At 49.9% G+C, this 25619-nt stretch carries 24 protein-coding genes and 2 tRNA genes; 15 read left to right on the plus strand and 11 right to left on the minus strand.

The genetic code is table 11. The annotated features are described in order from the left end of the window. Positions 1–297: 297 nt before the first annotated feature. From C9I98_RS20745 to C9I98_RS20770, 6 genes are all read right to left on the minus strand, one after another. Positions 298–549: a hypothetical protein gene (locus C9I98_RS20745; protein WP_051902552.1), complete on the minus strand. Its 252-nt coding sequence runs from the start codon at positions 547–549 to the stop codon at positions 298–300. Positions 550–642: 93 nt separating this feature from the next. Next, positions 643–2091: an aminotransferase-like domain-containing protein gene (locus C9I98_RS20750; protein ID WP_245907212.1), complete on the minus strand. Its 1449-nt coding sequence runs from the start codon at positions 2089–2091 to the stop codon at positions 643–645. A 196-nt stretch (positions 2092–2287) separates the two neighbouring features. Beyond that, positions 2288–2372, minus strand: a tRNA-Leu gene (locus tag C9I98_RS20755). Between the two features lie 191 nt (positions 2373–2563). Next, positions 2564–2650 (minus strand) — tRNA-Leu (locus tag C9I98_RS20760). 130 nt (positions 2651–2780) lie between these two features. Then, positions 2781–3122 carry a hypothetical protein gene (locus tag C9I98_RS20765; protein WP_146153898.1) on the minus strand — a complete coding sequence of 114 codons (342 nt, stop codon included), beginning with the start codon at positions 3120–3122 and terminating at the stop codon, positions 2781–2783. After that, positions 3122–3325 (minus strand): hypothetical protein, encoded by a 204-nt coding sequence (locus tag C9I98_RS20770; protein ID WP_036828189.1) that lies wholly within the window; start codon positions 3323–3325, stop codon positions 3122–3124. Before C9I98_RS20770 ends, C9I98_RS20765 begins: the two co-directional genes overlap by 1 nt. Before the next feature lie 175 nt (positions 3326–3500). Here C9I98_RS20770 and C9I98_RS20775 point away from each other — a divergent pair, with 175 nt between their 5' ends. Then, a complete protein-coding gene (locus C9I98_RS20775) occupies positions 3501–3995 on the plus strand; it encodes an RDD family protein (RefSeq protein WP_036828190.1) in 495 nt (164 codons plus the stop codon). Positions 3996–4091: 96 nt separating this feature from the next. On the opposite strand, the gene lptG is transcribed toward C9I98_RS20775, so the two are convergent. Then, positions 4092–5162 (minus strand): LPS export ABC transporter permease LptG, encoded by a 1071-nt coding sequence (gene lptG, locus C9I98_RS20780; protein ID WP_036828192.1) that lies wholly within the window; start codon positions 5160–5162, stop codon positions 4092–4094. Continuing rightward, the gene (gene lptF, locus C9I98_RS20785; protein WP_036828194.1) at positions 5162–6262 is read right to left on the minus strand and encodes an LPS export ABC transporter permease LptF; all 1101 of its coding nucleotides are present in this window, start codon (positions 6260–6262) and stop codon (positions 5162–5164) included. The genes lptG and lptF overlap by 1 nt, the downstream gene beginning before the upstream one ends. Before the next feature lie 194 nt (positions 6263–6456). Between lptF and pepA the strand changes: the two genes are divergently transcribed. The 5 genes from pepA (at position 6457) to C9I98_RS20810 (ending at position 12993) form a co-directional block, all read left to right on the plus strand. Further along, positions 6457–7965, plus strand: coding sequence for a leucyl aminopeptidase (pepA, locus tag C9I98_RS20790; protein WP_036828196.1), 1509 nt, complete (start codon positions 6457–6459; stop codon positions 7963–7965). A gap of 51 nt (positions 7966–8016) precedes the next feature. Then, on the plus strand, positions 8017–8469 hold the full coding sequence (locus tag C9I98_RS20795; RefSeq protein WP_036828198.1) for a DNA polymerase III subunit chi: 453 nt from the start codon (positions 8017–8019) through the stop codon (positions 8467–8469). Between the two features lie 27 nt (positions 8470–8496). Next, the gene (locus C9I98_RS20800) at positions 8497–11358 is read left to right on the plus strand and encodes a valine--tRNA ligase (RefSeq protein WP_036828200.1); all 2862 of its coding nucleotides are present in this window, start codon (positions 8497–8499) and stop codon (positions 11356–11358) included. A gap of 218 nt (positions 11359–11576) precedes the next feature. Then, positions 11577–12050 carry a DUF2061 domain-containing protein gene (locus C9I98_RS20805; RefSeq protein WP_036828202.1) on the plus strand — a complete coding sequence of 158 codons (474 nt, stop codon included), beginning with the start codon at positions 11577–11579 and terminating at the stop codon, positions 12048–12050. 37 nt (positions 12051–12087) lie between these two features. Beyond that, positions 12088–12993 (plus strand): bifunctional helix-turn-helix transcriptional regulator/GNAT family N-acetyltransferase, encoded by a 906-nt coding sequence (locus C9I98_RS20810; RefSeq protein WP_036828204.1) that lies wholly within the window; start codon positions 12088–12090, stop codon positions 12991–12993. Between the two features lie 68 nt (positions 12994–13061). Here the strand turns inward: C9I98_RS20810 and rraB are convergent, their stop codons facing one another. Further along, on the minus strand, positions 13062–13460 hold the full coding sequence (gene rraB / locus C9I98_RS20815) for a ribonuclease E inhibitor RraB (protein ID WP_036828206.1): 399 nt from the start codon (positions 13458–13460) through the stop codon (positions 13062–13064). Positions 13461–14383: 923 nt separating this feature from the next. On the opposite strand from rraB, the gene C9I98_RS20820 reads away from it, so the two are divergent. The 9 genes from C9I98_RS20820 (at position 14384) to C9I98_RS20860 (ending at position 24129) form a co-directional block, all read left to right on the plus strand. Next, positions 14384–15832 carry a YfcC family protein gene (locus C9I98_RS20820; protein ID WP_036827841.1) on the plus strand — a complete coding sequence of 483 codons (1449 nt, stop codon included), beginning with the start codon at positions 14384–14386 and terminating at the stop codon, positions 15830–15832. A gap of 643 nt (positions 15833–16475) precedes the next feature. Beyond that, the gene (arcA, locus tag C9I98_RS20825) at positions 16476–17696 is read left to right on the plus strand and encodes an arginine deiminase (RefSeq protein ID WP_036827578.1); all 1221 of its coding nucleotides are present in this window, start codon (positions 16476–16478) and stop codon (positions 17694–17696) included. A 126-nt stretch (positions 17697–17822) separates the two neighbouring features. Further along, a complete protein-coding gene (gene arcC, locus C9I98_RS20830; protein WP_107272442.1) occupies positions 17823–18734 on the plus strand; it encodes a carbamate kinase in 912 nt (303 codons plus the stop codon). A gap of 128 nt (positions 18735–18862) precedes the next feature. After that, entirely contained in the window at positions 18863–19873 is a 1011-nt protein-coding gene (locus C9I98_RS20835) for an ornithine carbamoyltransferase (RefSeq protein WP_036824250.1), read from the plus strand. Positions 19874–20334: 461 nt separating this feature from the next. After that, positions 20335–21264 (plus strand): aspartate carbamoyltransferase, encoded by a 930-nt coding sequence (gene pyrB / locus C9I98_RS20840; RefSeq protein ID WP_036824247.1) that lies wholly within the window; start codon positions 20335–20337, stop codon positions 21262–21264. Positions 21265–21279: 15 nt separating this feature from the next. Continuing rightward, positions 21280–21744 carry an aspartate carbamoyltransferase regulatory subunit gene (gene pyrI / locus C9I98_RS20845; RefSeq protein ID WP_107272443.1) on the plus strand — a complete coding sequence of 155 codons (465 nt, stop codon included), beginning with the start codon at positions 21280–21282 and terminating at the stop codon, positions 21742–21744. 215 nt (positions 21745–21959) lie between these two features. Then, on the plus strand, positions 21960–22943 hold the full coding sequence (locus C9I98_RS26930) for a S1C family serine protease (protein WP_245907213.1): 984 nt from the start codon (positions 21960–21962) through the stop codon (positions 22941–22943). Positions 22944–23185: 242 nt separating this feature from the next. Continuing rightward, positions 23186–23665 (plus strand): arginine repressor, encoded by a 480-nt coding sequence (locus C9I98_RS20855; protein WP_036822874.1) that lies wholly within the window; start codon positions 23186–23188, stop codon positions 23663–23665. Positions 23666–23742: 77 nt separating this feature from the next. Next, a complete protein-coding gene (locus C9I98_RS20860; RefSeq protein ID WP_036822877.1) occupies positions 23743–24129 on the plus strand; it encodes a Rid family detoxifying hydrolase in 387 nt (128 codons plus the stop codon). A 108-nt stretch (positions 24130–24237) separates the two neighbouring features. Here C9I98_RS20860 and idi read toward each other — a convergent pair whose 3' ends face one another. Beyond that, positions 24238–24765 carry an isopentenyl-diphosphate Delta-isomerase gene (gene idi / locus C9I98_RS20865; RefSeq protein WP_036822898.1) on the minus strand — a complete coding sequence of 176 codons (528 nt, stop codon included), beginning with the start codon at positions 24763–24765 and terminating at the stop codon, positions 24238–24240. Positions 24766–24862: 97 nt separating this feature from the next. Beyond that, positions 24863–25588 carry a 1-acylglycerol-3-phosphate O-acyltransferase gene (locus tag C9I98_RS20870; protein WP_036822880.1) on the minus strand — a complete coding sequence of 242 codons (726 nt, stop codon included), beginning with the start codon at positions 25586–25588 and terminating at the stop codon, positions 24863–24865. Between the last annotated feature and the right edge of the window lie 31 nt (positions 25589–25619).

The following is a 25619-nucleotide window of genomic DNA, read 5'->3' on the forward strand; positions in this document are numbered from 1 at the left end:
GTAATGAATGAATTGACTGTGCCGAATCTTGCGATTCGATTTGGTCACTCAGTTTCATTGATAAATCTTTTGACTATCATTTCACGAGTGCCCACACAGATTGCATGGTCAAATTGTTAAAGAACAATCCGATACGTTGCTGGCTAAGTTGCCGTGCTCCGTGTCGGTGAGGTGGCATTATAGAGACTTCGATCACATTGGCAATAGCTAAAATGAAATAATTTCACCAAAAACCACCAAGCGCTCAATTATCGAACAACACCACCCGCAACCGTATAAATAAGCAGCCAATTCATATCAAGATTTATCTTGAGCATTCGCTTCTAGCCTTAATGTGAACCAAACAGCCCAAGCACCAATAGCAAATAAAACAAAAGGAATAGCCGCAACGGTATATTTCACCCAACCTTGATTGACCAACTCCTTGGCTAATAGCAAGTGACCCCCTATCAGCAACAAGGCGCAAAGAATGGCAACCATGATGAGTTTAGCGTCTGTGGTGATCCCCCCGCTCTTAATCTGAGCAACTCTGCTGTTAGTTTCCGTCATATCCAGCTCCGTCATTAACTAAAATAGGTATTCAGTAAATCATGCAGGATAAAGCCGGGTGTAATACAGTTGGTAGAATAAAGGGATGAACAGTTATCGCTCACATCCCTTTTTTGCTCGGTGCAAAATATCACCAAGCTGCTTTAAAGCCTTTCGCTTCTCATCATTCAATTCGAAACTCGCATTCAGCCTCATACAATGCTTAAACTGGCGACTGCTAGCAAACAGGGTGCCAGGAGCCACACTGATTCGGTACTGACCCAAAAGTTGCTCTAATAACTTGGATGTATCAATTTCAATGGGCAAAGTCACCCATAAGAAATAGCCACCTTCCGGCATGGTGACCGTTGTTCCAGCCGGGAAGTCATTTTGTATGGCTGTCATTGTGGCTGATACCCGCTTTTCCAGCACCCGCCGCAACTGCCTTAAATGGTTATCGTATCCCCCAGCTTTCACAAAAGCCGCTAGCGTTTGCTGATTCGGTACTGCCACAGACAAGGTTGACATGAACTGCAACTCTTCCACTTGCTTGCTAAAGCGCCCAGCCAATACCCAGCCCACCCGAAACCCCGGAGCGAGGCATTTCGAGAACGAAGAACAATGAAGAACAAGTCCATGCTCGTCGATAGACTTAAATGAGGGCGGCTTATCACTGCCGAAATACAGCTCGCTATATACGTCATCTTCAATGAGCGGTATTTGCTTTGCTGCTAGCAATTGATAGATAAGAGTGAGTTGCTCAATCGTCATCGTCGTTGCCGATGGGTTTTGAAACTTGCTCATAAACCAACAAGCTTTCACATCATGCTGCTCGACTATGTTTGCCAAGGCATCAATATCAACACCGCCCCCATCGCCTAGGGGCAGTTCAATCGCTTTGAGGTGAAAGCGTTCAATAGCCTGCAAGGCACCATAAAAGGCAGGGGATTCAATAACGACAGTGTCGCCCGGCTGAGTCACAGCCGCCAAGCTCACCCCCAATGCTTCCGTGGCCCCCGTTGTGATCACGATATCATCGGCACTGACACTTAGCCCCTCGTTGGCATAACGCTGGGCTATCACCCGCCTTAACTCTAAACACCCCGGAGGGAGATCGGTAACCCCACTATTTAGAGGCATCGATTTAATGACACGGCTAAGACGCCGGCCCAGTTCATCAACAGGAAACAATACGGGATCGGGAAATGCCGATCCGAACGGGATAACGTCGGGCTGCTTAATCGCTTTCAACACATCAAAAACATGGCGATTAATTGAAATTGCTTGGTTCGAAACTTGGGGCAGACCTGATGCCGAGGATGGTTCAAGCTGATTGAAATGCGCAGCCACATAATAGCCGCTTTGCGGTTTGGCATAAATCCAGCCTTCAACTTCTAATAGCTCATAAGCCTTTGTCACCGTTGCCGGACTGACTTTGGCCAAACGGCTCATCTTCCGTATCGACGGTACCCGCTCACCAGGCAACCACACTTTTTGCCGAATTTGATATTTAACCCGCTCAATAACATCCGAATAGCGGTTAGGAATACTTGCTTGTGACACACTTTGTTCCCAATCATGCCGAAGACTAAAACATGATATATCGAAGTGTTGGCTTAAGCATGATTTTAGGGCGCTTTTCGATCCTAGCTAACATTTAGCTATAACGGCTCAATCAAAGACAGGATACAAGCAAGAAGAGAATAAACCCGCAGATACAACAAAGCCCCAATCTTTCGATTGGGGCTTTGTTTGAAAATGGTGCCCGAGGACGGACTTGAACCGTCACTCCCGAAGGAAACGGATTTTGAATCCGTCGTGTATACCAATTTCACCACTCGGGCTGATGTCGGTCATTATACGGATACGAGGTTGATACACAACTACTTTTCTAGATAAAAAAGTAAAAAAGCCAACAATCGAGCAGCTTTCAAGCAATATGGGCAATGTAAGAGCAACCCTGGCTCCAACTGGTGATTTTCCTCATCTAGAAACAACAAAGCCCCGACTTTCGTCGAGGCTTTGTTGTTGAAATTGGTGCCCGGGGCCGGACTTGAACCGGCACAGTGTCACCACCGGCGGATTTTGAATCCGCTGCGTCTACCAATTTCGCCACCCGGGCAGACTTTTTATTCTACGTATCTATTCCTCCAACGCAATAGAAAGAAATGGAATAAATACAGTTTTTGAATCGTTTGCTTTAGTTTTGACCAATCAAGGATGAAAATCGCAGACTCGAGAACAAATAAGGCTTAACGCTTTAGTCCCGCCCACAATAAACTGGGTAATATTTTCAACCAATAGCGTTTGTTGTTGAATGAAAAGCGCAGGGGAAATAGGCCGCATAGCCAACCTTGGCGGGGCTTAACCACTATAGAGGCCAATGAGCTAACCGCAAAAGTAAACTCTAAATCAGAGAACGGCCGAAGGGATATTAAAGAAGAAGGCAAGGGTAATTGGCGGTACAAGTGCCAAAACTGCCAAAGCATGGTGGCCTGGGATAACTCAACCACGAAATGTCGCCCGCGAGCGGACACGTGGGCGACTTGGCCGCCCACCTCAACTGTCAGCTCACCGCGACAATCCACCATCACTAATCAAGGTTCCGGCCACGGATACTGATTGAGCCGTTAATTTTCCATACTGAGTGATCAGGCTTATCGCCCGCAGAGCTGGGAACACTAATCTCTACATGGTCGAGTTCATAAGTTAGCTCAGCATGGCGCTCGGTTAACTTATCGTATAGTGCACCGGCTAGTTCAGGCCAATTGGTGGTGTTATCGTTACTTTCTGCCATGACTCTCTCCTGCTAATAACACGTCTGGTTATACATACTGGGTTAGAGGCTACGTTAAACATAGCCGCATCGCTTCGTATTGCACATCCCACTTTCAAGATAAAGGCAATTCACCGTTGGGTTGTTAGTTGCTACACTGCTTGCGCATTTTGACAAACAACGCATTGGGTAAACCGTGAACAAGAAAAAACAACAGGACGTTAAAACACAGAAGCAGTATCCGAGCCTATTTCGTCGCCTTGCAGCCTGGCTATATGACGGACTGGTCGTCGCGGCCGTGCTAATGCTGGCAGGCGGTGTCGCAATGGGGATTGCCGCCATACTAATGAGTATTGGTGCCATCGATATCACGGGCTATGAAGATGTCAGTGCCTACATGACCCAACATCCCGTTGCTGGACCAATTTATACGGGCTACCTCGCCTTTGTGATCATCGGCTTCTTTGCTTATTTTTGGTGCAAAGCAGGTCAGACATTGGGGATGCGTGCTTGGAAGTTACGTATTCAAAATAAAGACGGCTCGAACATCCGCTTCACCCAAGCCATTATCCGCCTTTGTACTTCGGCATTTGGCCTAGGGAACCTCATTGCTCCTTTCAGCCATACCAAGCAGTCATTCCAGGACATTATGGCCGAATGTGAAATGGTGCAGCTAGCTAAGGTTACCTAGTCCAGAACCTAGCCTAACGACTTGAGCGCTAAACCAGCCAAAGCAACGAGCAATAAAAAAGGAGTCTTTCGACTCCTTTTTTGTACGTTATTTTGGCTATAGCTTACGCCTTAGCAGATAGATAGTGATCATCAAGAACACCATACTCGGCCCCAGCGCCCCTATTATTGGATGCAGGCGGTAGACGATACTCATCGGGCCGAACACTTCATTGGATATATAGAAAGCGAAACCAAAGATCACCCCGGACAACACCCTCGCTCCCATCGTCACCGAACGCAGCGGGCCAAATACGAACGAGAGCGCGAGCAGCATCATTACCGCAATCGAGATAGGCTGAAGCGCCTTACGCCAAAAAGCCAGCTCATAACGGGAGGCATCTTGCTTCGAGTCTTTCAGGTAGGTCACGTAATCGTACACACCTGACAATGCGAGCTCTTCCGGCTTCACCGTCACCACCGCCAACTTGTCGGGCGACAATGTGGTCTGCCACGGCCTTTGGGCAAACTTCTCGTTGGTTTGCTGCGACTCGCCAATCGCGGTGACGGTCACATCTTGCAGCAGCCAACCTTGTTGATCATCATGTACGGCAGACTCAGCGAAAGTAGATTGGGTCAGGTTTTCCTGATCATCGAAGGTCCAGATATTGATCGCGTACAGCTCTTTTTGCTCATGCACCCGACCGATATAAATGAAGTCGTTATTATCTTTTGCCCAAACGCCCCGTTGCACCGACAGCATACTACCACCGGACGTCCACAACGCACGCAACTCACGCGCAGCCTTCTGCGCCTCTGGCGCCCCCCACTGACCCAGCAAGGTGATCAGCAACATCAAAGGCACGGCGGTCTTCAATACCGACAAACCTATATCGAGCTTTGAAAATCCGGCAGCCTGCATGACCACCAGCTCAGAGCTAGAAGCCAGCATACCCAAGCCAATCAAGGCGCCGAGCAGCACCGCCATCGGGAAGAACATTTCGATATCGCGCGGCACACTGAGCAGCACATAAATGAGGGCCTTCCATAAATCGTAAGTACCATCACCCACTTTTCGCAGCTGCTCTACATACTTAATGATTGCCGATAAGCCGACAAGGGTAGATAGCGTCAGCGCCGACGTCGAAACAATCGTTCGGCCAATGTATAAATCCAGAATCTTAAACATTAGCCACGTCTCCGAAACTTATCTCTCATTACCCTTAGCGGTAAGGTATCCCAGGTATTTAATGCAATGGCGATGAGCAACATCACCACATTGATCGCCCACATGCCAATCGCGGCAGGCAAGGCACCATCTTCAATCGCTGACTTCGAGGCACTGATCGCCAAGAAATAAGTCAGGTAAATCAGCACCGCCGGCACCAATTTGGCAAAGCGTCCCTGACGCGGGTTTACCGCCGAAAGCGGTACCACGACCATGGTCAATAATGGAATACACAATACCAACGACATTCGCCACTGGAATTCAGCCTTCGCGGCCAGCTCCGGCCGCTGCATCAGCTCCAGGGTCGGCAACGCATCCCAATCACGGTTCTTCTCGCGAATAGAGCGCTGGCCAATCAATGCCTGATAGTCATCAAAATCGGTAATCGAGTAATCAAGACGGGTCGGGATCCCCTCGTAGCGGGTGCCTTCTTTCAAGTCGAGGATTTGGCGACCGTCCGGCAGCTCGCTAACGTAACCGCGATCCGACACCATCACACTCGGGCGCAGGGTGTCTTTTGAAGACAACTGGGCAACAAACACTTTATGCAGGCGCGAACCGCTCTCGGTGATATCATCGACAAATACCACGGCATTGCCATCCGGCGAGCCTTGGAACTGCCCTTTCACCAACAGATCGAGCCCGGAGTCAGCCTCGACCCGCTCCATCACCTGGGTTTCTTTCTCTACGGTCCAAGGCGCGAGCCACAGGGCATTAAAGGCCGCAACACTACCGGTAATAATGGCCAGCCACAGCGCAGCCTGCACCAAAAACTTATTGCCGATCCCGGTTGCGTTCATTACCGTGATTTCACTTTCGGCATACAAACGGCCAAAAGTCAGCAAAATGCCGATGTATAAACTCAGCGGCAGCATTAGCAGTGCCATCGACGGCATGTACAGTCCCATCAGGGTGATAATCAAATCACTCGGGATAGAACCCTCGGTGGCAGACGCCAGAATGCGAATAAACTTTTGACTGATAAAGACAAGAAAAAGGACAAAAAGCACAGCAAATTGGCTCTTTAATGTCTCACGCGTCAAATACCTAACAATAATCACGCTTTAATTACCCATAGAAAACTTGTTTTTTTACCGGAATCACTATAATTTTTCGGTTAATTAGTTATTTTTTAATCTTTCGGTTAATTGTTAACCTGCACTTTAATCCTATACCGAATCTGCGGTCCAGCAAGTAAGTGCGGTATTATCTAACATTTAACTTTAATTGTCTTTATTAGGATGTAGGAGTACGCATGGAGTTCAGTGTAAAAAGTGGTAGCCCCGAGAAACAGCGCAGTGCCTGTATCGTCGTTGGCGTCTTTGAACCACGTCGCCTCTCTCCAATCGCCGAACAGCTCGACAAGATCAGTGATGGCTATATCAGCTCACTGCTTCGCCGTGGCGATTTAGAAGGTAAACCGGGCCAAATGCTGCTGCTTCACCATGTACCAAACGTATTATCAGAGCGTGTATTACTGGTTGGTTGTGGTAAAGAGCGCGAACTTGATGAACGCCAGTACAAGCAAATCATCAAGAAAACCATCAGCACCCTTAACGAAACGGGCTCAATGGAAGCCGTCTGCTTCTTGACCGAGCTACACGTTAAAGGCCGCGATACATACTGGAAGGTTCGCCAAGCGGTAGAAACCACCAAAGACAGCCTGTATACCTTTGATCAGTTTAAGAGTAGCAAGCCTGAGACTCGTCGCCCACTACGCAAGCTGGTATTCAACGTACCAACCCGTCGTGAGCTGTCGTTGGGTGAGCGAGCAATTTCCCATGGTCTGGCTGTCGCATCGGGTGTAAGAGCCGGTAAAGATCTGGGCAACATGCCACCAAACGTGGCTAACCCAGCTTACTTGGCATCGCAGGCCCGTCGCCTAGCCGATGACTTTGATACCGTCAGCACCAAGATCATTGGTGAGCAGGAAATGAAAGAGCTGGGCATGACCTCTTACCTAGCGGTAGGCCAAGGCTCAAAAAACGAAGCCATGATGTCGGTCATCGAATACAAGGGCAACCCGGACTCTGACGCGAAGCCAATTGTCTTGATCGGCAAAGGCTTAACGTTTGACTCTGGCGGTATTTCCATCAAGCCATCTGCCCAGATGGATGAAATGAAATACGACATGTGCGGCGCGGCAACCGTGTTCGGTGCGATGAAGTCGCTAGCGAAACTGAACTTGCCGATTAACGTCGTGGGTATTTTGGCCGGCTGTGAAAACATGCCGGGTGGCGGTGCATACCGTCCGGGCGACATCCTGACCACCATGTCGGGCCAAACTGTCGAAGTCCTCAACACCGACGCCGAAGGCCGCTTGGTATTGTGCGACGCGCTTACCTATGTTGAGCGCTTCGAGCCGGAGTGCGTTGTCGACGTGGCGACCTTGACCGGTGCTTGCGTCGTGGCACTTGGCAACCACATCAGTGGCTTGATTTCGAACCACAACCCGCTAGCACACGAGCTGATCAACGCCTCCGAACAGGCGGGCGACCGTGCATGGCGCTTACCAATGAGCGACGAGTACCAAGAGCAGCTGGCCAGCCCGTTCGCTGATATGGCGAACCTAGGCTCTCCGGGTGCCGGGACGATTACGGCAGGTTGCTTCCTGTCGCGCTTTGCCAAGAAATACAACTGGGCGCACCTGGATATCGCAGGTACAGCTTGGGTTGGCGGCAAGGCGAAAGGCGCAACGGGTCGCCCTGTCCCACTTCTAGTCCAATTCCTCCTCAACCGAGCTGGCCTAGAGAACGTCGAGTAAGACACCAAAATAGAGGGCCAAATGGCCCTCTTGTTTTATAGAGTAATACGAATGACTCATGCTACCTTTTATATAATCGATGAAAAGCACCTTGCGGCCGATAGCGAGTATCAGCTGCACTTTGCTTGCCATCAAGCAGTCATGAGTTACAAGCAAGGCCACAAAGTCTATCTGCTGGCTGAAAGCAAAAACCAAGCAGAACAAATAGATGAGTATTTATGGCAGCAAGACCCTGACAACTTTGTGCCGCATAATCTCATCGGGGAAGGCCCTCGCGGCGGCTCCCCTGTCGAGATTGGATGGCCGGGCCTCCGCCATAGCGGACGCCGCGGTGTGTTAATAAATTTGGCGCAAGATGCAGCAAATTTTGCCGTAACCTTCTCACAAGTGATAGACTTCGTCCCTTGCGACGAAAAACTCAAGCAGTTGGCGCGCGAACGCTATAAGGTGTATCGCCAAGCTGGGATCCAGCTTCAAACCGCCGCTGCCCCTGAGACGCCCTAATTCCACATAGATCCTTCTAAGAGCGCTATGGAAAAGACATACAACCCACAATCAATTGAACAGGCGCTATATCAGCGCTGGGAAGAGGCTGGTTACTTCAAGCCTCACGGTGACACATCAAAAGATGCCTACAGCATCATGATCCCACCGCCAAACGTCACAGGTAGCCTGCACATGGGCCACGCGTTCCAGGATACCATCATGGATACCCTGATCCGCTGTGAGCGTATGAAAGGCAAAAACACCCTATGGCAAGTCGGTACCGACCACGCAGGTATCGCCACCCAGATGGTTGTGGAGCGTAAGATTGCAGCCGAAGAAGGCAAGACCAAGCACGATTACGGCCGCGACGCTTTCATCGATAAGATCTGGGAGTGGAAAGGCGAGTCTGGCGGTACCATTACCAAGCAGCTTCGTCGCCTCGGTGCATCTGTAGACTGGGATCGCGAACGCTTCACGATGGACGAAGGTCTGTCGAATGCGGTTCAGGAAGTCTTCGTTCGCCTATACGAAGACGACCTGATCTACCGCGGCAAGCGCCTGGTTAACTGGGATCCAAAACTACACACTGCGATTTCTGATCTTGAAGTAGAAAACAAAGATAAGAAAGGCAACATGTGGCATTTCCGCTATCCGCTGGCAGACGGCGTGAAAACAGCAGAAGGCAAAGACTACATCGTTGTGGCGACCACACGTCCGGAAACCATGCTTGGTGATACCGGTGTTGCGGTTAACCCAGAAGATCCACGCTACAAAGATCTGATCGGCAAGGAAATCCTACTGCCAATCGTTAACCGCCGTATCCCAATTGTTGGCGACGAGCACGCCGACATGGAGAAAGGCACAGGTTGTGTGAAGATCACCCCTGCGCACGACTTTAACGACTACGAAGTTGGTAAGCGCCACAGCCTACCAATGATCAACATCCTGACGTTCAATGCTGACATCCGCAACGCGGCGGAAGTATTCACCACCAACGGTGAACCAAGCGATGCATACAGCACTGAGCTACCAGAGAAATACCACGGCATGGAGCGCTTTGCTGCACGTAAAGCTATCGTTGCCGAGTTTGACGAACTGGGCCTGCTGGACGAAATCAAAGATCACGACCTAACCGTCCCTTACGGTGACCGTGGTGGCGTGGTTATCGAGCCAATGCTAACTGACCAGTGGTACGTGCGTGCTGCACCGCTTGCTGAAACAGCTACTAAAGCGGTGGAAGACGGCGAGATCCAGTTCGTTCCTAAGCAATACGAAAACATGTACTTCTCTTGGATGCGCGATATCCAAGACTGGTGTATTTCTCGCCAGCTATGGTGGGGCCACCGCATCCCGGCATGGTACGACAACGACGGCAACGTATACGTCGGCCGTACCGAAGAAGAAGTACGAGCTAACAACAACTTGGCACCTGTTGTTGTACTGCGCCAAGACGATGACGTACTGGATACTTGGTTCTCATCTGCACTGTGGACATTCGGTACGCAAGGCTGGCCTGAGCAAACAGACGATCTGAAAACCTTCCACCCATCTGACGTGCTGGTGACCGGTTTCGACATCATCTTCTTCTGGGTTGCCCGCATGATCATGATGACCATGCACTTCTGTAAGGATGAAAACGGCAAACCACAAGTTCCGTTCAAGACAGTTTACGTAACGGGTCTGATCCGTGACGAAAACGGCGACAAGATGTCGAAGTCTAAGGGTAACGTACTTGACCCTATCGACATGATCGATGGTATCGACCTTGAGTCTCTAGTCGCTAAGCGTACTGGCAACATGATGCAGCCACAGCTAGCGGCGAAGATCGAGAAGAACACCCGTAAGACGTTCGAAAACGGTATCGAACCATACGGTACTGATGCCCTGCGTTTCACCCTTGCAGCCATGGCTTCGACTGGCCGTGACATCAACTGGGACATGAAGCGCCTTGAGGGCTACCGCAACTTCTGTAACAAGCTATGGAACGCTAGCCGTTACGTACTGATGAACACAGAAGAGAAAGACTGCGGTTTCGAAGCGGGTGCCGAGCTTGAATACTCATTGGCAGACAAGTGGATCGAATCTCAGTTCGAGCTTGCAGCGAAAGAATTCAATGCCCACATCGACAACTACCGTCTTGATATGGCAGCGAACACGATTTACGAGTTCATCTGGAACCAGTTCTGTGACTGGTACCTAGAGCTAACCAAGCCTGTATTGTGGAAAGGCAGCGAAGCTCAGCAGCGCGCTACCCGCCGCACGCTGATCTCGGTACTAGAGAAGACTCTTCGCCTAGCCCACCCAGTGATCCCTTACATCACCGAAACCATCTGGCAGAGCGTGAAGCCGCTAGTCAACGGTGTTGAAGGCGATACCATCATGACTCAGGCGCTGCCTCAGTTTGACGAAGCGAACTTCGACGAAGCAACCATTGCAGACATCGAGTGGGTAAAGGCATTCATCACCAGCATCCGTAACCTGCGTGCGGAATACGACATTGCCCCAAGCAAGCCGCTTGATGTCATGCTGAAAGTGGCAGATGAGAAAGATGCAGCACGCATCGAAGCCAACCGCGCGGTACTGGTATCACTGGCTAAGCTTGAAGGCATCAAAGTATTGGTTGATGGCGAAGAGACACCGGCATGTGCAACGGCACTGGTTGGTAAGTCTGAGCTAATGATCCCAATGGCTGGTCTTATCGACAAAGACGCAGAGCTTGCTCGTCTAGCTGGCGAAGTGAAGAAGACCCAGGGTGAAATCAAGCGTATCGAAGGCAAACTGGGTAACGAAGGCTTCGTAGCAAAAGCACCTGAAGCCGTTGTTGCCAAAGAGCGTGAGAAGCTTGAAGGCTACAAGGAAACCTTGGTTAAGCTAGAAGAGCAGCAAGCCACTATCGCTGCGCTGTAATGACGCCTAACTAACCGAAAGCAAAAAGCTGGTGATCTTCACCAGCTTTTTTTATGCCTGCAATACCCGCCTATCCTTTTAAAAAACAATAAACTAAATCCAGCCTCAGCGGCACTACTCCCCTTTCATTGCTTTTCCCTATCACAATTATTGCCCAAAACACTTGCAAATGATAACCATTATCATTACGATTTAGTTATTCAAGAGGGAGACGATTTATGAAAAAGACCATCAGCTTCGCCATCATTCACTTTATTGTCGCTTTTAGTGTTGCATACCTACTTACAGGCGACATCCTTATCGGTAGCCTAATTGCAATGATAGAGCCGATGGTCAATACCGTCGCCTTCTATTTCCATGAGAAGGCTTGGCAGAGTAAAACATTGGCACGTACCCAGCTTGGCAACCCAGCCCGCAAAACGGTTAGCTTTGCGGTGGTGCACTTCACCGTCGCCTTTAGCGTGGTGTACATCCTGACTGGCGATATCCTAATTGGCAGTATCATGGCGATGATTGAGCCTTGCATCAATACCATGGCGTATTACTTCCACGAGCGTGTATGGCAGAAGAAAACAGCCAAGCAGGCAGCCGCCCAGGCTATTCAGCACTTGGCCTGCCACCACAACGAATTAAAACAATGCGCTGAAGAAGCCACCGAAGCTCCCGTTGACAAGGTTGCGCTAAACAACTAATTTTGATTGCACTACACAACTAAATGAGTGCAATGACATGGATGCTTCGACGATACGTGCCCAGTCGCGACACCTAGTGCGTGAACTGGGCATGCTCGATCACCAATGCGGTGATCTTGACCTAACCCCTGTGCAAGCCCACGCCCTGATAGAACTGGAGCAAGGCCCACTCACCGTCAACCAAATGGCCGAACGACTCAAGGTTGATAAGTCCAATGCCAGCCGCACCAATGCCAGCTTGCTCAATGCCGGGTACGTCGAAACCAAGGCGGATCCCGAGGATCGGCGCAAGCAGCTTTCGTCACTGACCGCTTCTGGCCAGCAAACCCTCAATCAGCTTAACCAAGGCCTGAACCAGCATGTCAGCCACTTCCTCGAACAGCTTGATAGCGATGAGGTAGCCCAGCTTGAAAACAGCCTGAGGCGTTATACCAAGGCCATTAGTGCTAGCCGCCAGCAAAACGATTTCACGCTGCGCTTGCTCACTCCCCAGGATAATGCGGCCATGGCGGCGGTAGTACGCCGGGTATCGGCCGAGCATGGGCTAACGCCTGATAAAGGCTACGGTGTGTCGGATCCAACGCTGGACTGCCTGAGCGACGTATACGGCGCTAGCAACACTGCTTTCTGGGTTGTGGAAAAAGATCACCGTATTCTCGGCGGCGGCGGGATCGCCGCGCTGGAGGGCGAACAAGGGGTATGCGAACTACAGAAGATGTACTTCCTGCCGGAGCTAAGGGGCAAGGGCTTTGCCCGCCGAATTGCGGCAACGGCACTGAAGTTTGCCCGCCAGCAAGGCTACAGTGCCTGCTACCTGGAAACCACAGCCGATCTGAACGCGGCGATTGCCCTTTATGAATCACTGGGGTTTGATCATATCCCCCATGCAATGGGCAACACCGGCCATGACGCCTGCGAAGTAAGGATGCTCAAAGCGCTATAGTGGCACTTGGAAATGAAGCAAGACAAAAAAAGCTGGCCTAAGCCAGCTTTTTTATTCAATTTCAACGATTACTCTTCGTCTTCGTACTCTTCTTCGTCGTCTTCACCAGACTCGAAGTACGTCCCCCAACCGTCGTAATCAATGTTGTGCTTGTCGGCAAGCTGGATCATTTTATCTGCCTGCTCGTCGAGTAGCTCAACCTTCAGTGCCGATTCCATTACCGCATCAAAGCAGACAACCTTACCGCCACCGTCTTCTGGTGCAAGCTCTAGCTCTTCCGCTTCCTGAACTTCAAAGCCCATCTTGAATGCTTCTACCGCTGCAGCTTCCAGCTCTTCGAACGTATCCGCCGAAAAGTGGTGTTCAATGGTATAAAGCGCATCCGGATCGCTGCCGTCTTCAAGCAACGCCGCAATAATATCGCGAGTCTCTTCCTTCTGCTCTTCAATCAGTTCTGCAATAGACATGGGTAACTCCAACTAGGAATAAATTTGTTGGCAAATATCGCACGGATTGCAACGAATTACCATTATTCGAACGGCTTTATCTCACCTTCGCCAAAAACACGGTGCCAGTGCCTTTCGCTATCGGGAATTTGAGCAATACATGCAGCGAAAGAAACTTGATTTCTATCAAAAGAATGTCATTTGGCATTAGCTGCCACTTTCATCGAAAAAATGCATAATATTCCCAGATATGCACACGAGGTGAATGCATCGAGGCTCCCCCTGCTCCCTCCACGCTATGTAATAACAACGGGCGCCTGGCGGGGGACTAGGGCATTTCTCTATAAAAATGGCCTTAATATAGGACGGGCCATTATAAAAAAAAGCTAAATAGCATATTCACCCACTTATACCAGTGAAATACCCCAACCGAATTTCCTGGCCATTTTGCCCCACAAAACCAGTGCAAAAAAAATGTGAACAACCCCAAAGTTAAACCCAGCCTATCAGCATAAAATTCACCTGCACCACATAAAGAGCCGCGGCAAAGACTGCAGGCCTATTACACTATACGAGAGATACGATCATGAGTAACTTCTACCTCGGCCTTGAGCCCGGGCATCGGCGGCGCCAGCCGCTGCGCCGCCCACGTAGAGCACTCACCCATCTGACTACGGTGATATCCGATACCGGCAGCAACGGTATTCTGGATCCGACCCACCAGCAATCAGATGACGGGTACTCTAGCCTCACCCCGCATCACACCTTGGCATCTTTCTCACGCCCCTATAAGTCGTAGAAAGCGCCCCACAACGTTGTAGTCTTTCCGACTTGGCGCACAATTGTGTAAACCGGCTTTGCTGCTGGCGAGCTTTGTCATGTCCGGATTAAGGCTTGGTAGATGACCCTTTGCTGCCGTCGGCAACAAAGGCGAGGAGATAATAATGACAACCGAAGTAATCAAATCAGAAGAGAAAAGCGGCTTTTTTGCCAACTTCAAATTCCCTTCTGCCTACACCATCCTTTTTGCCCTTATTGCCCTTGTGGCGCTGATGACTTGGATTGTGCCAGCCGGCCAATATGACCGAGTGATGAACGAAGACCTTGGCAAGGAAGTCCCTGTCACGGGTACCTACCACCCCGTTGAGAGCAACCCGCAAGGCGTAGTTGACGTCTTGCTGGCACCGATTGACGGATTTTACGACCATACCACCTATGAAGCAGCCGCTATCGACGTGTCACTGTTTATTCTAGTGATCGGCGGTTTCCTTGGCCTCGTGACCAAAACCGGGGCTATCGATGCGGGTATCGAACGCGTCACCGCGCGCTTGCATGGCCGGGAAGAGTTGATGATCCCCATCCTGATGGCCCTGTTTGCCGCTGGCGGCACTATTTATGGCATGGCGGAAGAGTCGTTGCCGTTCTATACCTTGCTTGTGCCTGTCATGATGGCTGCCCGCTTCGACCCCGTGGTAGCAGCCGCCACTGTTTTGCTGGGCGCCGGTATCGGTACGCTAGGTTCAACCATCAACCCGTTTGCCACCGTGATTGCCGCCAACGCTGCAGGCATTCCATTTACCGACGGCATCATGCTTCGCGTCGCCATGCTGGTCGTTGGCTGGGTGATTTGCGTTGGCTACGTCATGCGCTATGCGAAAATGGTTCGCGCAGACAAAACCAAGTCTATCGTGTTCGATAAATACGAGGAAAACAAGGCCCACTTCCTTGGCAACCAGTCGGGCGAAATGTTGGAGTTCACCACCACCCGCAAGATCATCCTGGCAATCTTTGCAGCCTCTTTCGGCATCATGATTTATGGTGTGTCGGTAGCGGGTTGGTGGATGGCTGAAATTTCAGCCATGTTCCTCGCGTCGACGATTATCATTGGTTTGATTGCCCGAATGAGCGAAGAAGAGTTCACTTCTAGCTTTATCGACGGTGCCCGCGATCTGCTGGGTGTCGCCCTGATCATCGGTATCGCCCGAGGCATCGTTGTCATTATGGACCGCGGTATGATCACCGATACCATTCTTAACTCAGCCGAGCACATCGTCACGGGCCTATCGTCGGTAGTATTCATCAACGTCATGTACTGGTTGGAAATCTTGCTATCTTTCCTTGTGCCATCCTCTTCTGGCTTGGCCGTGCTAACCATGCCAATCATGGCACCGCTCGCCGATTTCGCCGGCGTCGGGCGGGATATCGTAGTGACCGCTTACCAGTCCGCTTCGGGTATCGTTAACTTGATGACACCAACATCGGCGGTGGTAATGGGTGGCTTGGCCATTGCTCGCGTTCCTTATGTACGCTGGGTGAAATGGGTCGCGCCGCTTCTAGGCATTTTGCTATTACTATCAATGGTCATGCTGAGCGTGGGTGTCATGATGTCGTAAGCGCTGCCTTATAGACCAATATAGACAATAAAAAACCGCCTTCGTGGCGGTTTTTTTATGGCACGATAAATACCAATAAATTTAACCCACATAGAAAAACATGTACTAAAGATAAAACAACCCCGTATTAAAGCCATGCTTTAAATATATTAAAAGCAAAAAACAAACCTCACAAATTAAATATATCACCTCGCTAAACATGACCAAGAACAAATAAAAAAGAAAAAGATTTGTTACTACGAGTATAACATTCTCGTTTATTTTATATAGACAAACACTTTTAGTGCATAACCATCAAAACACAACAAAAAATCAACAATAGAACAGATGAATATTATTCCTCCCTTTAGCTAACAACCATATAAAAACAACCATTTAAAAACAAAACATGTAAAAAAAACCGAATATCTCACATAAAAACCCAGGTGAATAACCAAGCATAATTTGCATTAAAAATGTTAACAAAAGAAAAATACCAGGTTATAACGATAATAATAAAACTGTGATGAAACTCTAAGACTCCACTTAGGTTAAGAGTAAAATAAATTCCAGATACGAAAGCGAAGAAATAAAAAACACAAACTTCGCAAAAAACAAATAAAGCCATACCATGGCAAAATAATATATAAAGAGAGATACGATCATGAGTAAGTTCTATGTAGGTTCTGAAATAGGCCAACTACGCCGCGTACTTCTTCATCGTCCAGAGCGAGCTCTAACACACCTTACGCCATCGAACTGCCACGAATTACTGTTCGATGACGTACTAGCTGTTGAGCGTGCAGGCGAAGAGCACGATGTGTTCGCTAACACGCTGCGCGAGCAAGGTGTCGAAGTTTTCCTACTTCATGACATGCTGGCAGAAACATTGGATGTCGCGGAAGCGAAAGCATGGCTACTTGATACCCAAATTTCTGATTACCGCTTCGGCCCTACATTCGCTAACGATGTTCGCTGCTTCCTAGCAGATCTGCCTCATCGTGAATTAGCTTCAATCTTGCTGGGCGGTTTGGCTTATTCCGAGCTACCAATCCAATCTTCATCTATGCTGCAAGGCATGCATGAGCCAAGCGACTTCATCATTGAACCGCTACCAAACCACCTGTTTACCCGCGACACCTCTTGCTGGGTTTACGGTGGCGTCTCTATCAACCCAATGGCGAAACCTGCTCGCCAACGTGAAACCAACCACCTACGTGCTATCTACCGCTGGCACCCAACCTTCGCTGGCGAAGACTTTATCAAGTATTTCGGCGACGAGGAAAAGCTGTACGACAACTCCACCATTGAAGGCGGCGACGTACTGGTTATCGGTAAGGGCTCGGTGCTTATCGGTATGTCAGAGCGCACCACGCCACAAGGTGTTGAGCAGTTGGCATCCAGCCTGTTCAAACACGGCGAAGCCAAACAAGTTATCGCCATGGAGCTGCCTAAGCACCGCTCTTGCATGCACCTCGATACCGTAATGACACACATGCGTGAAGACACCTTCTCGGTTTACCCGGAAGTGGTTCGCAAAGATGTGAAATGCTGGAGCCTAACCGGCGATGAGACGGGTGCCGTGAAAGCGAAAGAAGAAGGCTACTTTGTAACGGCTATCGAAAAAGCACTGGGTGTTGGCCAACTGAACCTGATCACCACAGGCGGTGACAGCTTCGAAGCTGAGCGCGAGCAGTGGAACGATGCCAACAACGTACTAACGGTGAAACCTGGCGTCGTGGTCGGTTACGAGCGCAACGTTTACACCAACGAGAAATACGACAAAGCCGGTATCACCGTTCTGCCAATCCCAGGTGACGAACTAGGCCGCGGCCGTGGCGGTGCTCGCTGCATGAGCTGCCCAATCGAGCGTGACGGCATCTAATTGGCCACCCGTTGGTAATCACGATGGCCGGCATCGCCGCCGGTCACACAGCAGAATACCTTCTCAGAATCTAATGGCTCAAGCCTACCAATAACAAGACTGAGAAAAACCGAGAGAGACGATCATATGACTAAGCAAACTGTTGTTGTTGCGTTGGGCGGTAACGCCCTGCTCCGCCGCGGCGAACCACTAGAGGCCGAGACCCAGCGCCAGAATATCGCCAAAGCCGCCCAAACCATTGCCGAAATCGGCAAAGAGTACAACGTGGTGCTGGTACACGGAAACGGCCCTCAAGTAGGCCTGCTGGCACTGCAAGGACTGGAATACAAAAAGGTAAACCCATACCCGCTGGATGTACTGGGCTCGGAAACACAGGGCATGATTGGCTACATGCTGATGCAAGAGCTGAAAAACCTGCTTCCAGAGCAAGACGTTTCTTGCATGCTAACCCAGATGACAGTTGATCCCAATGATCCTGCCTTCGCCGATCCAACCAAGCCAATTGGCCCAGTTTACCAAGAAGCTGAAGCCCGCGAAATGGCCGAGAAGTACCACTGGACCGTCAAACCAGACGGCCAATACTTCCGCCGCGTGGTGCCAAGCCCGCTACCGACAGGCATCGTAGAAAGCGATGCGATCAGCACCCTGATAAAGCAAGAGCACTTGGTGATCTGTACCGGCGGCGGCGGTATTCCGGTGAAGAAAGAAAACGGCAAACTGGTTGGGGTAGAGGCGGTGATCGACAAAGACATGTCGGCGGCTTACCTTGCCAAGCAACTTGATGCCGATGCGCTACTGATCCTAACCGATGCCGATGCGGTTTACCTTGACTGGGGCAAACCAACGCAAAAAGCACTGCGCAGCACCAATCCGCGTGAGCTTGCCCAATATGCCTTCGATGCTGGCTCCATGGGGCCAAAGATCGATGCATCTTGCGAGTTCATTAAAAAAGGCGGCAAGCTTGTCGGTATCGGCGCCCTTGAAGATGGTCTTGCCATCCTAAAAGGTGAAGCTGGAACAAATATTATTGCAGAATAACGGAATAGTTATTCACAAATACTCAATAATAAGTTAAACAATACATATAAAACCCAACTGGCTGCGGTGAGACGCCAATCAGCTTGCCCAGCCAGACAGAGAGATACAGATTCAGAGAGGATAACATCATGGCTTTTAATCTTCGCAACCGTAACTTCCTAAAACTACTAGACTTTACACCACGTGAAATTCAGCACCTGCTAGATTTGTCTGCCGAGCTGAAAAAAGCGAAGTACAACGGTTACGAGCAGCCTCGCCTAAAAGGCAAAAACATCGCATTGATCTTCGAAAAAACCTCGACACGTACCCGTTGTGCGTTTGAAGTAGCGGCATTCGACCAAGGCGCTCAAGTTTCTTACTTAGGTCCATCTGGTTCGCAAATCGGCCACAAGGAATCAATGAAAGATACCGCTCGCGTACTGGGCCGCATGTATGACGGCATCGAGTACCGTGGCTTTGGCCAGGAAATCGTTGAAGAGCTAGGTCAATATGCTGGTGTTCCAGTATGGAATGGCCTGACGAATGAGTTCCACCCAACTCAAATCCTAGCCGACTTCCTCACCATGATGGAGCACGGCCGCGGCAAGCAACTGCACGAAATGAAGTTTGCTTACCTAGGCGATGCGCGCAACAACATGGGTAACTCGCTAATGGTCGGCGCAGCGAAAATGGGCATGGACATCCGCCTAGTTGCCCCTAAGCAGTTCTGGCCAGAAGAAGCACTTGTTGCACAATGCCGCGACATTGCCGAGAAAACCGGCGCGAAAATCACCCTAACCGAAGATGTGCAAGAAGGCGTTGAAGGCGTTGATTACCTATACACCGACGTATGGGTATCAATGGGTGAAGCAAAAGAAGCTTGGGCTGAGCGTATTAAACTCATGCTGCCTTACCAAGTGAACATGGACATGATCAAGGCAACGGGTAACCCGCATGTGAAATTCATGCACTGCCTACCTGCATTCCACGGTGAAGACACCACTGTCGGCAAGCAGCTGGCGCAGGAGTACCCAGAATTAGCACAGGGCTGTGAAGTGACCGACGAGGTGGTTGAGTCTGATTGCTCAATCGTCTTCGACGAAGCAGAGAACCGCATGCATACTATCAAAGCTGTGATGGTTGCAACCCTAGGCGACTAATCGGCTCTCTTGGATTTAGTGCCTGTGATTGGAGAATAGGCATTATCTCTCAGCACCTATACCGGCCTTCGGGCCGGTATTTTTATGCCTACCATTTACAAGCACTGCTTTACTCCCGTGTTGTCACCATTATTAAAATCAACCAGTTAGACATAGTTTTCCTAGCCCGTTTTTCGCCCAATATTTTGCATAAACTTCCATGTTTTGAATAGTTTGCGCAAACGCTTGCGCTCTTGGAAAATGGGGGTATAATCCTTCGCAATTTGTCTAGAGAGAGATAGAAAATGCGCCAATCAGTCACTACAGACCTGATGCTATCCCACCGCTTCGCGGTGACGGTGCCGTTTTTTATTTTTCCTATTTTTAAAAAGAGCCTCCTTTTTTAAGGGGGCTTTTTTTTGGCTGCTCACCAGCGGCAGGTACGTAACGTTCATCATTGAGATATAGAGGGAATAGAAGCCATGGCGAATTCGCTGTTTCAAAAGCACATCATTTCCATTCCAGAGCTTAGCCGTAACGAGCTAGAGCTGGTTGTTGAAACTGCAAGCACACTGAAAGCTGAGCCAAACCCAGAGCTACTAAAGAACAAGGTAGTTGCTAGCTGCTTTTTCGAACCTTCGACCCGTACACGCCTATCATTCGAAACAGCTATCCAACGCTTGGGCGGTACCGTCATCGGTTTCGATAACGGTGGTAATACTTCACTAGCGAAAAAGGGCGAAACCCTGTCTGATTCGGTTCAGGTTATCTCGTCTTACGTTGACGCCTTTGTTATGCGCCACCCGCAGGAAGGCGCTGCACGCCTTGCCTCAGAGTTTTCCCACGGCGTGCCGGTGATCAACGGTGGCGACGGTGCTAACCAGCACCCAACCCAAACCCTGCTTGACCTGTTTTCAATCTACGAAACCCAAGGCCGCCTAGACAACCTGAACGTGGCCTTTGTTGGCGACTTGAAATACGGCCGCACCGTTCACTCGCTAACCCAGGCGCTATCTAAGTTCAATAACATCAACTTCTTCTTTATCGCCCCTGAAGTGCTGGCGATGCCTGATTACATCTGCGAAGAGCTGGATGAAGCCGGTATCAACTACAGCCTGCACAGCAGCATGGAAGATGTGATCCCGGAACTCGATATCCTGTACATGACCCGAGTTCAAAAAGAACGCTTCGATGAGTCGGAATACGCGCACATGAAAGCCGCCTATATCCTAACCGCAGACATGCTCAAGGAAGCCCGCGACAACCTGAAAGTGCTTCACCCGCTACCACGAGTGGATGAAATCACCGTCGACGTCGACAAGACCAAGCACGCCTACTACTTCCAGCAAGCAGAAAATGGCGTGTACGCTCGCGAAGCCCTATTGGCACTAGTTCTTAACGAAGCACTTTAAGCAGGAGAGAAAACAATGGCGAAAGAAACACAACTACAGGTCGAAGCAATCAAAAATGGTTCGGTAATTGACCATATCCCTGCCAACGTTGGTATCAAAGTGCTTAAGCTGTTTAAAATGCACAAGACTAACCAACGCGTCACTGTCGGCCTTAACCTGCCTTCATCTGCGCTGGGTGCTAAGGATCTGATCAAAATCGAGAATGTCTTTCTTACCGAAGACCAGGCCAACAAACTTGCCCTATACGCACCAAAGGCAACAGTAAACCAAATCGAAAACTACGAAGTGGTGAAGAAGCTGAACCTGACGCTGCCAGAGCAAATCAGCGCCATCTTCAAGTGCCCGAACACCAACTGTATTTCTCATGGCGAACCGGTCGACAGCGGCTTTACCGTCATCACCAAGAAAGAAGACGTGAAATTGAAGTGTAAATACTGCGAAAAAGTCTTCTCTCGCGAGATTGTTACCGAGCATAACTAATCCGCATAACTGAGATTAGCCAACAATATGCTGTCTTAAAGGCGCAGTTTGCTGACCAGCAATTAAGAATGCCGACTCAACCCTGAGTCGGCTTTTTTATTCTCATTTCTAGAGCGCTTCCTCCCCCTTCCCTCCCGCTACCTTTGAAAGACATCCACCAGCAGTAGGGAAAAAAACGAACAACAATCCTGCTGCCATAATAAAAGGTCAGTGGCATGAAGTTATTTGCACGCTCCCAGTCTTACCATGGTTGGCACCCCGCTCGCTCAACGTTAGGTATTTTAAGCCTCGGCTTCATTTTATCCGGATGTATCACCAGCAATGGCCCGGTCAGCTCTGCGTCTAACCACAGCGCCAACCATATGGTGGTGATTGGAGTTCCTATGCTGGTTGGCGGATTTGGCTCGGCAGTGCCTGTTAGCAAGGACTATATGATCACCGCCAAGCATGTTGCCCAACTATCCTGGGATATGGATGTGATCCACCACCCCAACTGCGACTTGTCATTGGTCAAGCGTGCTTCTGACTATATCCCCAAGTGGGGCTTGATCTACCCTGACCAACCCGTTTCCCACCACGGCCACTCGGTACTAGGCAATAAGATAAAAGGCAAAGGAAAGTACCTACAAGACGTCATCGACACCAATACCGACTGCCTTTACTCCCTCAGTGATGCGCCTGTCATGTCCGGCATGAGTGGTGGTCCGGTTTTCAACGAGCAAGGAGAAATAGCGGGGATCACTGTCGCCATCGTTCATAACCCGGAAGATCTTAGCAACCTCCGTCCCGCTGAACGCTATAGCCAATTTGTACCCGCCACACTGATTTTCGACTGGCTAGCATCGCTGGGGATCCATCCTCAATCAGCCAGTCCTGCGCTTGCTTCCATCCAGGTTTCGCAATACGTCACCGAGCTCAACCGCCAAGGGCAGCCATCCAACACCACTAGCGCTAACCGCTCAGACGGCAGCACAAACAACGCATTGGCACCGCTAACGGCGCAAAGCAACCAGGCGCCGGCTGCAACCTCAGCCCTCAGGCAATACCGTACGCCGGTATCCCCTACCTTTTTGCAACCCCAGTACCCAACCCCAAAAGATAGCTCGCAAGAGCCTGAGGAGATCGCAACAACATTACCTGAGCAACAGAAAAAGCAACGCCACCTACTCAACCAATCCGGATATAATTCGTTATTTTAACCACTTAGCTGGCATATTATTTTGGTGATAAGGGTCAAAAAAATATTGTTGCATTGCTGATATGATGCGTATGCAAGATTATGCAACAGCATAGGTATATCTTGCGGTACCCACCAGCTCAATGAACAAAGGGCGCGACAAGGGCTTAGCCCCGTACAACAACTAACGCTCCCAGTTGGTGAAATATAGATACGATCTAAAACCTACAAAACAACAAGGAGTTGCCCGTGAGTGGATTCAGTATGCACGGAGCGATTGATGCTTTTTGCCCTGAAGAGAGCATTACAACAGCCTGCAAGCGACTATTACAGCAGCAAAGTTTTTCCACCCAAGATGACATTCGTGCCCGCCTGATTGAATTGGGCTTCGAGGATGTCAGCCAATCTACCGTATCGCGCCTGCTTTCCCGCCTCGGCGTTGCCAAGGTACCGAATGCCTACGGTAAAAAAGTCTATTGCCTAACCGTCGAAAACGAGCCGGTACAGGTTGGTTCGTCCATTGCCTCGCAAATCGAGTTTATCACCCACAACCAGCTTGTTGTTGTTGTCAAAACCCATCCCGGCGGTGCCCAGTTGGTTGCGCGCCTTATCGATATTCAGCCCCACGCCGAAATCCTTGGCACTGTCGGCGGCAACGACACGGTGATGATTGCGCCAAAAGACATCAGCAGAATAGAGCAGTGTGAACAGGTAGTGAAAGCCCGGCTGGGGATCCCCGCCTAGCGGAAAAACCTTTGACCTGTGGGCCTCCGGGTTGCACACTATTGCTTCACGTAATAACGACTAAGTAAGGACATCCAATGACCCAAGTACTACATACAGAGCAAGCTCCTGCCGCGATTGGCCCATACGTCCAAGGCGTTGACCTTGGCAATATGGTGCTAACTTCTGGCCAAATCCCGGTGAACCCACAAACGGGTGAAGTTGCTGAAGATATTGCAGAGCAAGCTCGCCAGTCTCTAGAAAATGTAAAAGCGGTTGTTGAGTCTTCAGGCCTGAAAGTGGCCGACATTGTGAAAATGACGGTATTCGTCAAAGATCTGAATGACTTTGGTACAGTGAACGAGGTCTACGGCAAGTTCTTCGACGAGCATAACGCCCCTTACCCTGCGCGCTCTTGCGTTGAAGTGGCTCGCCTACCAAAAGACGTGAAAATCGAAATCGAAGCGATTGCAGTACGCAAGTAATACAGATTGAAGTCAAAAAAAGCTGCCAACGGCAGCTTTTTTTATTGATAAGACAAGGCCTTAAACCAACCCTATCAGTTATCTAATCAGTTTTTAACAGGAGCGGAATTAGCAATTTTCCGTCTCTGCCAGCACTTGCGGAAACCAAGCCGTGAACAGCTCAGGGGTATCAACTACGGCCTGCGCCAGCTCACCTGAAGGCCACCAACGGTAAGCCATCACTTCATCAGGGTGAGGGGACACGGTCAGCTCATCCACTTGTGCCACCAGGATATGATCCAACTCATGCTCAACCAGCTGGCTGTCGAGCTCGGCGCGATACACAAAGTGACCGATGTCTGTCAGCTGCTGGACAGCGGTGATCCCCATTTCTTCCTCTAACCGGCGGATCCCGGCTTGGGCAAAGGTCTCGCCAACACGGGGGTGGGAGCAACACGTGTTCGTCCACAGCCCGCCACTATGGTATTTACCCAGCGCACGCTGATGCATCAGGTACTCCCGCTGATCCGAACGATTGCGATAGAGCAATACCGAAAATGCCAAATGCAGATCACCATCCCGGTGCGCTTGCATTTTTTCTTTTTCGCCCAGCTCCCTGCCTTGCGGATCAACTAATATAACCTGTTCTTCAATCATGGCTTTCATTACTGCGTAAATAAAAAGGACATGCCATCGCATGTCCTTGTTGAATTTCTTTGCCGCTTTTATTATCGCTATCGATAATTATAACAGCTTAGCTTGCCGAACGCTGCGCGGCCTCGGCATTGAGCGCTTCCAGCTTGCTTTCCATCAATTGGTGAGCCTTAGCCGATAGGTCGCGTACGTCTTCTTTGGTATAGCCCTCGGTAGAGATAGGCGCCAAAACCTCAACGATAACCACACCGTTGTTCCAACGGTTAAGCTTAATTTTATCGGTCGAGCTACATACAATCGGCACCACCGGCACTTCTGCCCCAATCGCCGCATGGAAAGCACCTGTTTTGAACGGTAGCAAACCACGACCACGTGAACGGGTGCCCTCTGGGAACATCCAAATCGAGACATTGCGCTGTTTGATTTTCTCAACAACCTGGCCAATCGTGCCAACCGCCTTCGAGCGGTTGGCGCGGTCAATCAAGATATTACCGGTCAGCCAGTAGAGCTGGCCAAACAACGGCATCCAAGCAATGCTTTTCTTACCCACCGTCACGGTACGCGGTCGGATTGCACCCGATACGGTGAACATATCGTAGTTATTCTGATGGTTGGCAATATAAACGCTTGGTACCGGCTGCTCTTCACCGTAAGGAAAGCGTATCTCTAGCTTGACGCCGAAAATCCGTGCCATTTTACAAAAGTGGCGGCCAACTATATATACGTTTTTAGGGTTACGTGGGCTCAATAGGCAATAGCCACACCCGAATACAAACATGACAACAGCAAACACTGCTACAGCAATCATGCGCAATACAAATAACATCAGACTCTCCTCAGCGTACAAGCGTTCGCTA

The organism is Photobacterium sanctipauli (genome assembly GCF_003026495.1).
GTDB classification, from domain to species: Bacteria; Pseudomonadota; Gammaproteobacteria; order Enterobacterales; family Vibrionaceae; genus Photobacterium; species Photobacterium sanctipauli.

Bases quoted from the DNA above. Each gene is read 5' to 3' on its own strand.
- rraB (WP_036828206.1), bottom strand. From the start codon at position 13,460: ATGTCTATTGCAGAACTGATTGAAGAGCAGAAGGAAGAGACTCGCGAT.
- C9I98_RS20745 (WP_051902552.1), bottom strand. From the start codon at position 549: ATGACGGAAACTAACAGCAGAGTTGCTCAGATTAAGAGCGGGGGGATC.
- C9I98_RS20770 (WP_036828189.1), bottom strand. From the start codon at position 3,325: ATGGCAGAAAGTAACGATAACACCACCAATTGGCCTGAACTAGCCGGT.
- C9I98_RS20800 (WP_036828200.1), top strand. From the start codon at position 8,497: ATGGAAAAGACATACAACCCACAATCAATTGAACAGGCGCTATATCAG.
- arcC (WP_107272442.1), top strand. From the start codon at position 17,823: ATGACTAAGCAAACTGTTGTTGTTGCGTTGGGCGGTAACGCCCTGCTC.
- C9I98_RS26930 (WP_245907213.1), top strand. From the start codon at position 21,960: ATGAAGTTATTTGCACGCTCCCAGTCTTACCATGGTTGGCACCCCGCT.
- C9I98_RS20805 (WP_036828202.1), top strand. From the start codon at position 11,577: ATGAAAAAGACCATCAGCTTCGCCATCATTCACTTTATTGTCGCTTTT.
- C9I98_RS20820 (WP_036827841.1), top strand. From the start codon at position 14,384: ATGACAACCGAAGTAATCAAATCAGAAGAGAAAAGCGGCTTTTTTGCC.
- C9I98_RS20835 (WP_036824250.1), top strand. From the start codon at position 18,863: ATGGCTTTTAATCTTCGCAACCGTAACTTCCTAAAACTACTAGACTTT.
- C9I98_RS20855 (WP_036822874.1), top strand. From the start codon at position 23,186: ATGCACGGAGCGATTGATGCTTTTTGCCCTGAAGAGAGCATTACAACA.
- C9I98_RS20795 (WP_036828198.1), top strand. From the start codon at position 8,017: ATGACTCATGCTACCTTTTATATAATCGATGAAAAGCACCTTGCGGCC.
- C9I98_RS20860 (WP_036822877.1), top strand. From the start codon at position 23,743: ATGACCCAAGTACTACATACAGAGCAAGCTCCTGCCGCGATTGGCCCA.
- lptG (WP_036828192.1), bottom strand. From the start codon at position 5,162: ATGTTTAAGATTCTGGATTTATACATTGGCCGAACGATTGTTTCGACG.
- pyrI (WP_107272443.1), top strand. From the start codon at position 21,280: ATGGCGAAAGAAACACAACTACAGGTCGAAGCAATCAAAAATGGTTCG.
- idi (WP_036822898.1), bottom strand. From the start codon at position 24,765: ATGATTGAAGAACAGGTTATATTAGTTGATCCGCAAGGCAGGGAGCTG.
- C9I98_RS20810 (WP_036828204.1), top strand. From the start codon at position 12,088: ATGGATGCTTCGACGATACGTGCCCAGTCGCGACACCTAGTGCGTGAA.
- arcA (WP_036827578.1), top strand. From the start codon at position 16,476: ATGAGTAAGTTCTATGTAGGTTCTGAAATAGGCCAACTACGCCGCGTA.
- C9I98_RS20870 (WP_036822880.1), bottom strand. From the start codon at position 25,588: ATGTTATTTGTATTGCGCATGATTGCTGTAGCAGTGTTTGCTGTTGTC.
- pyrB (WP_036824247.1), top strand. From the start codon at position 20,335: ATGGCGAATTCGCTGTTTCAAAAGCACATCATTTCCATTCCAGAGCTT.
- pepA (WP_036828196.1), top strand. From the start codon at position 6,457: ATGGAGTTCAGTGTAAAAAGTGGTAGCCCCGAGAAACAGCGCAGTGCC.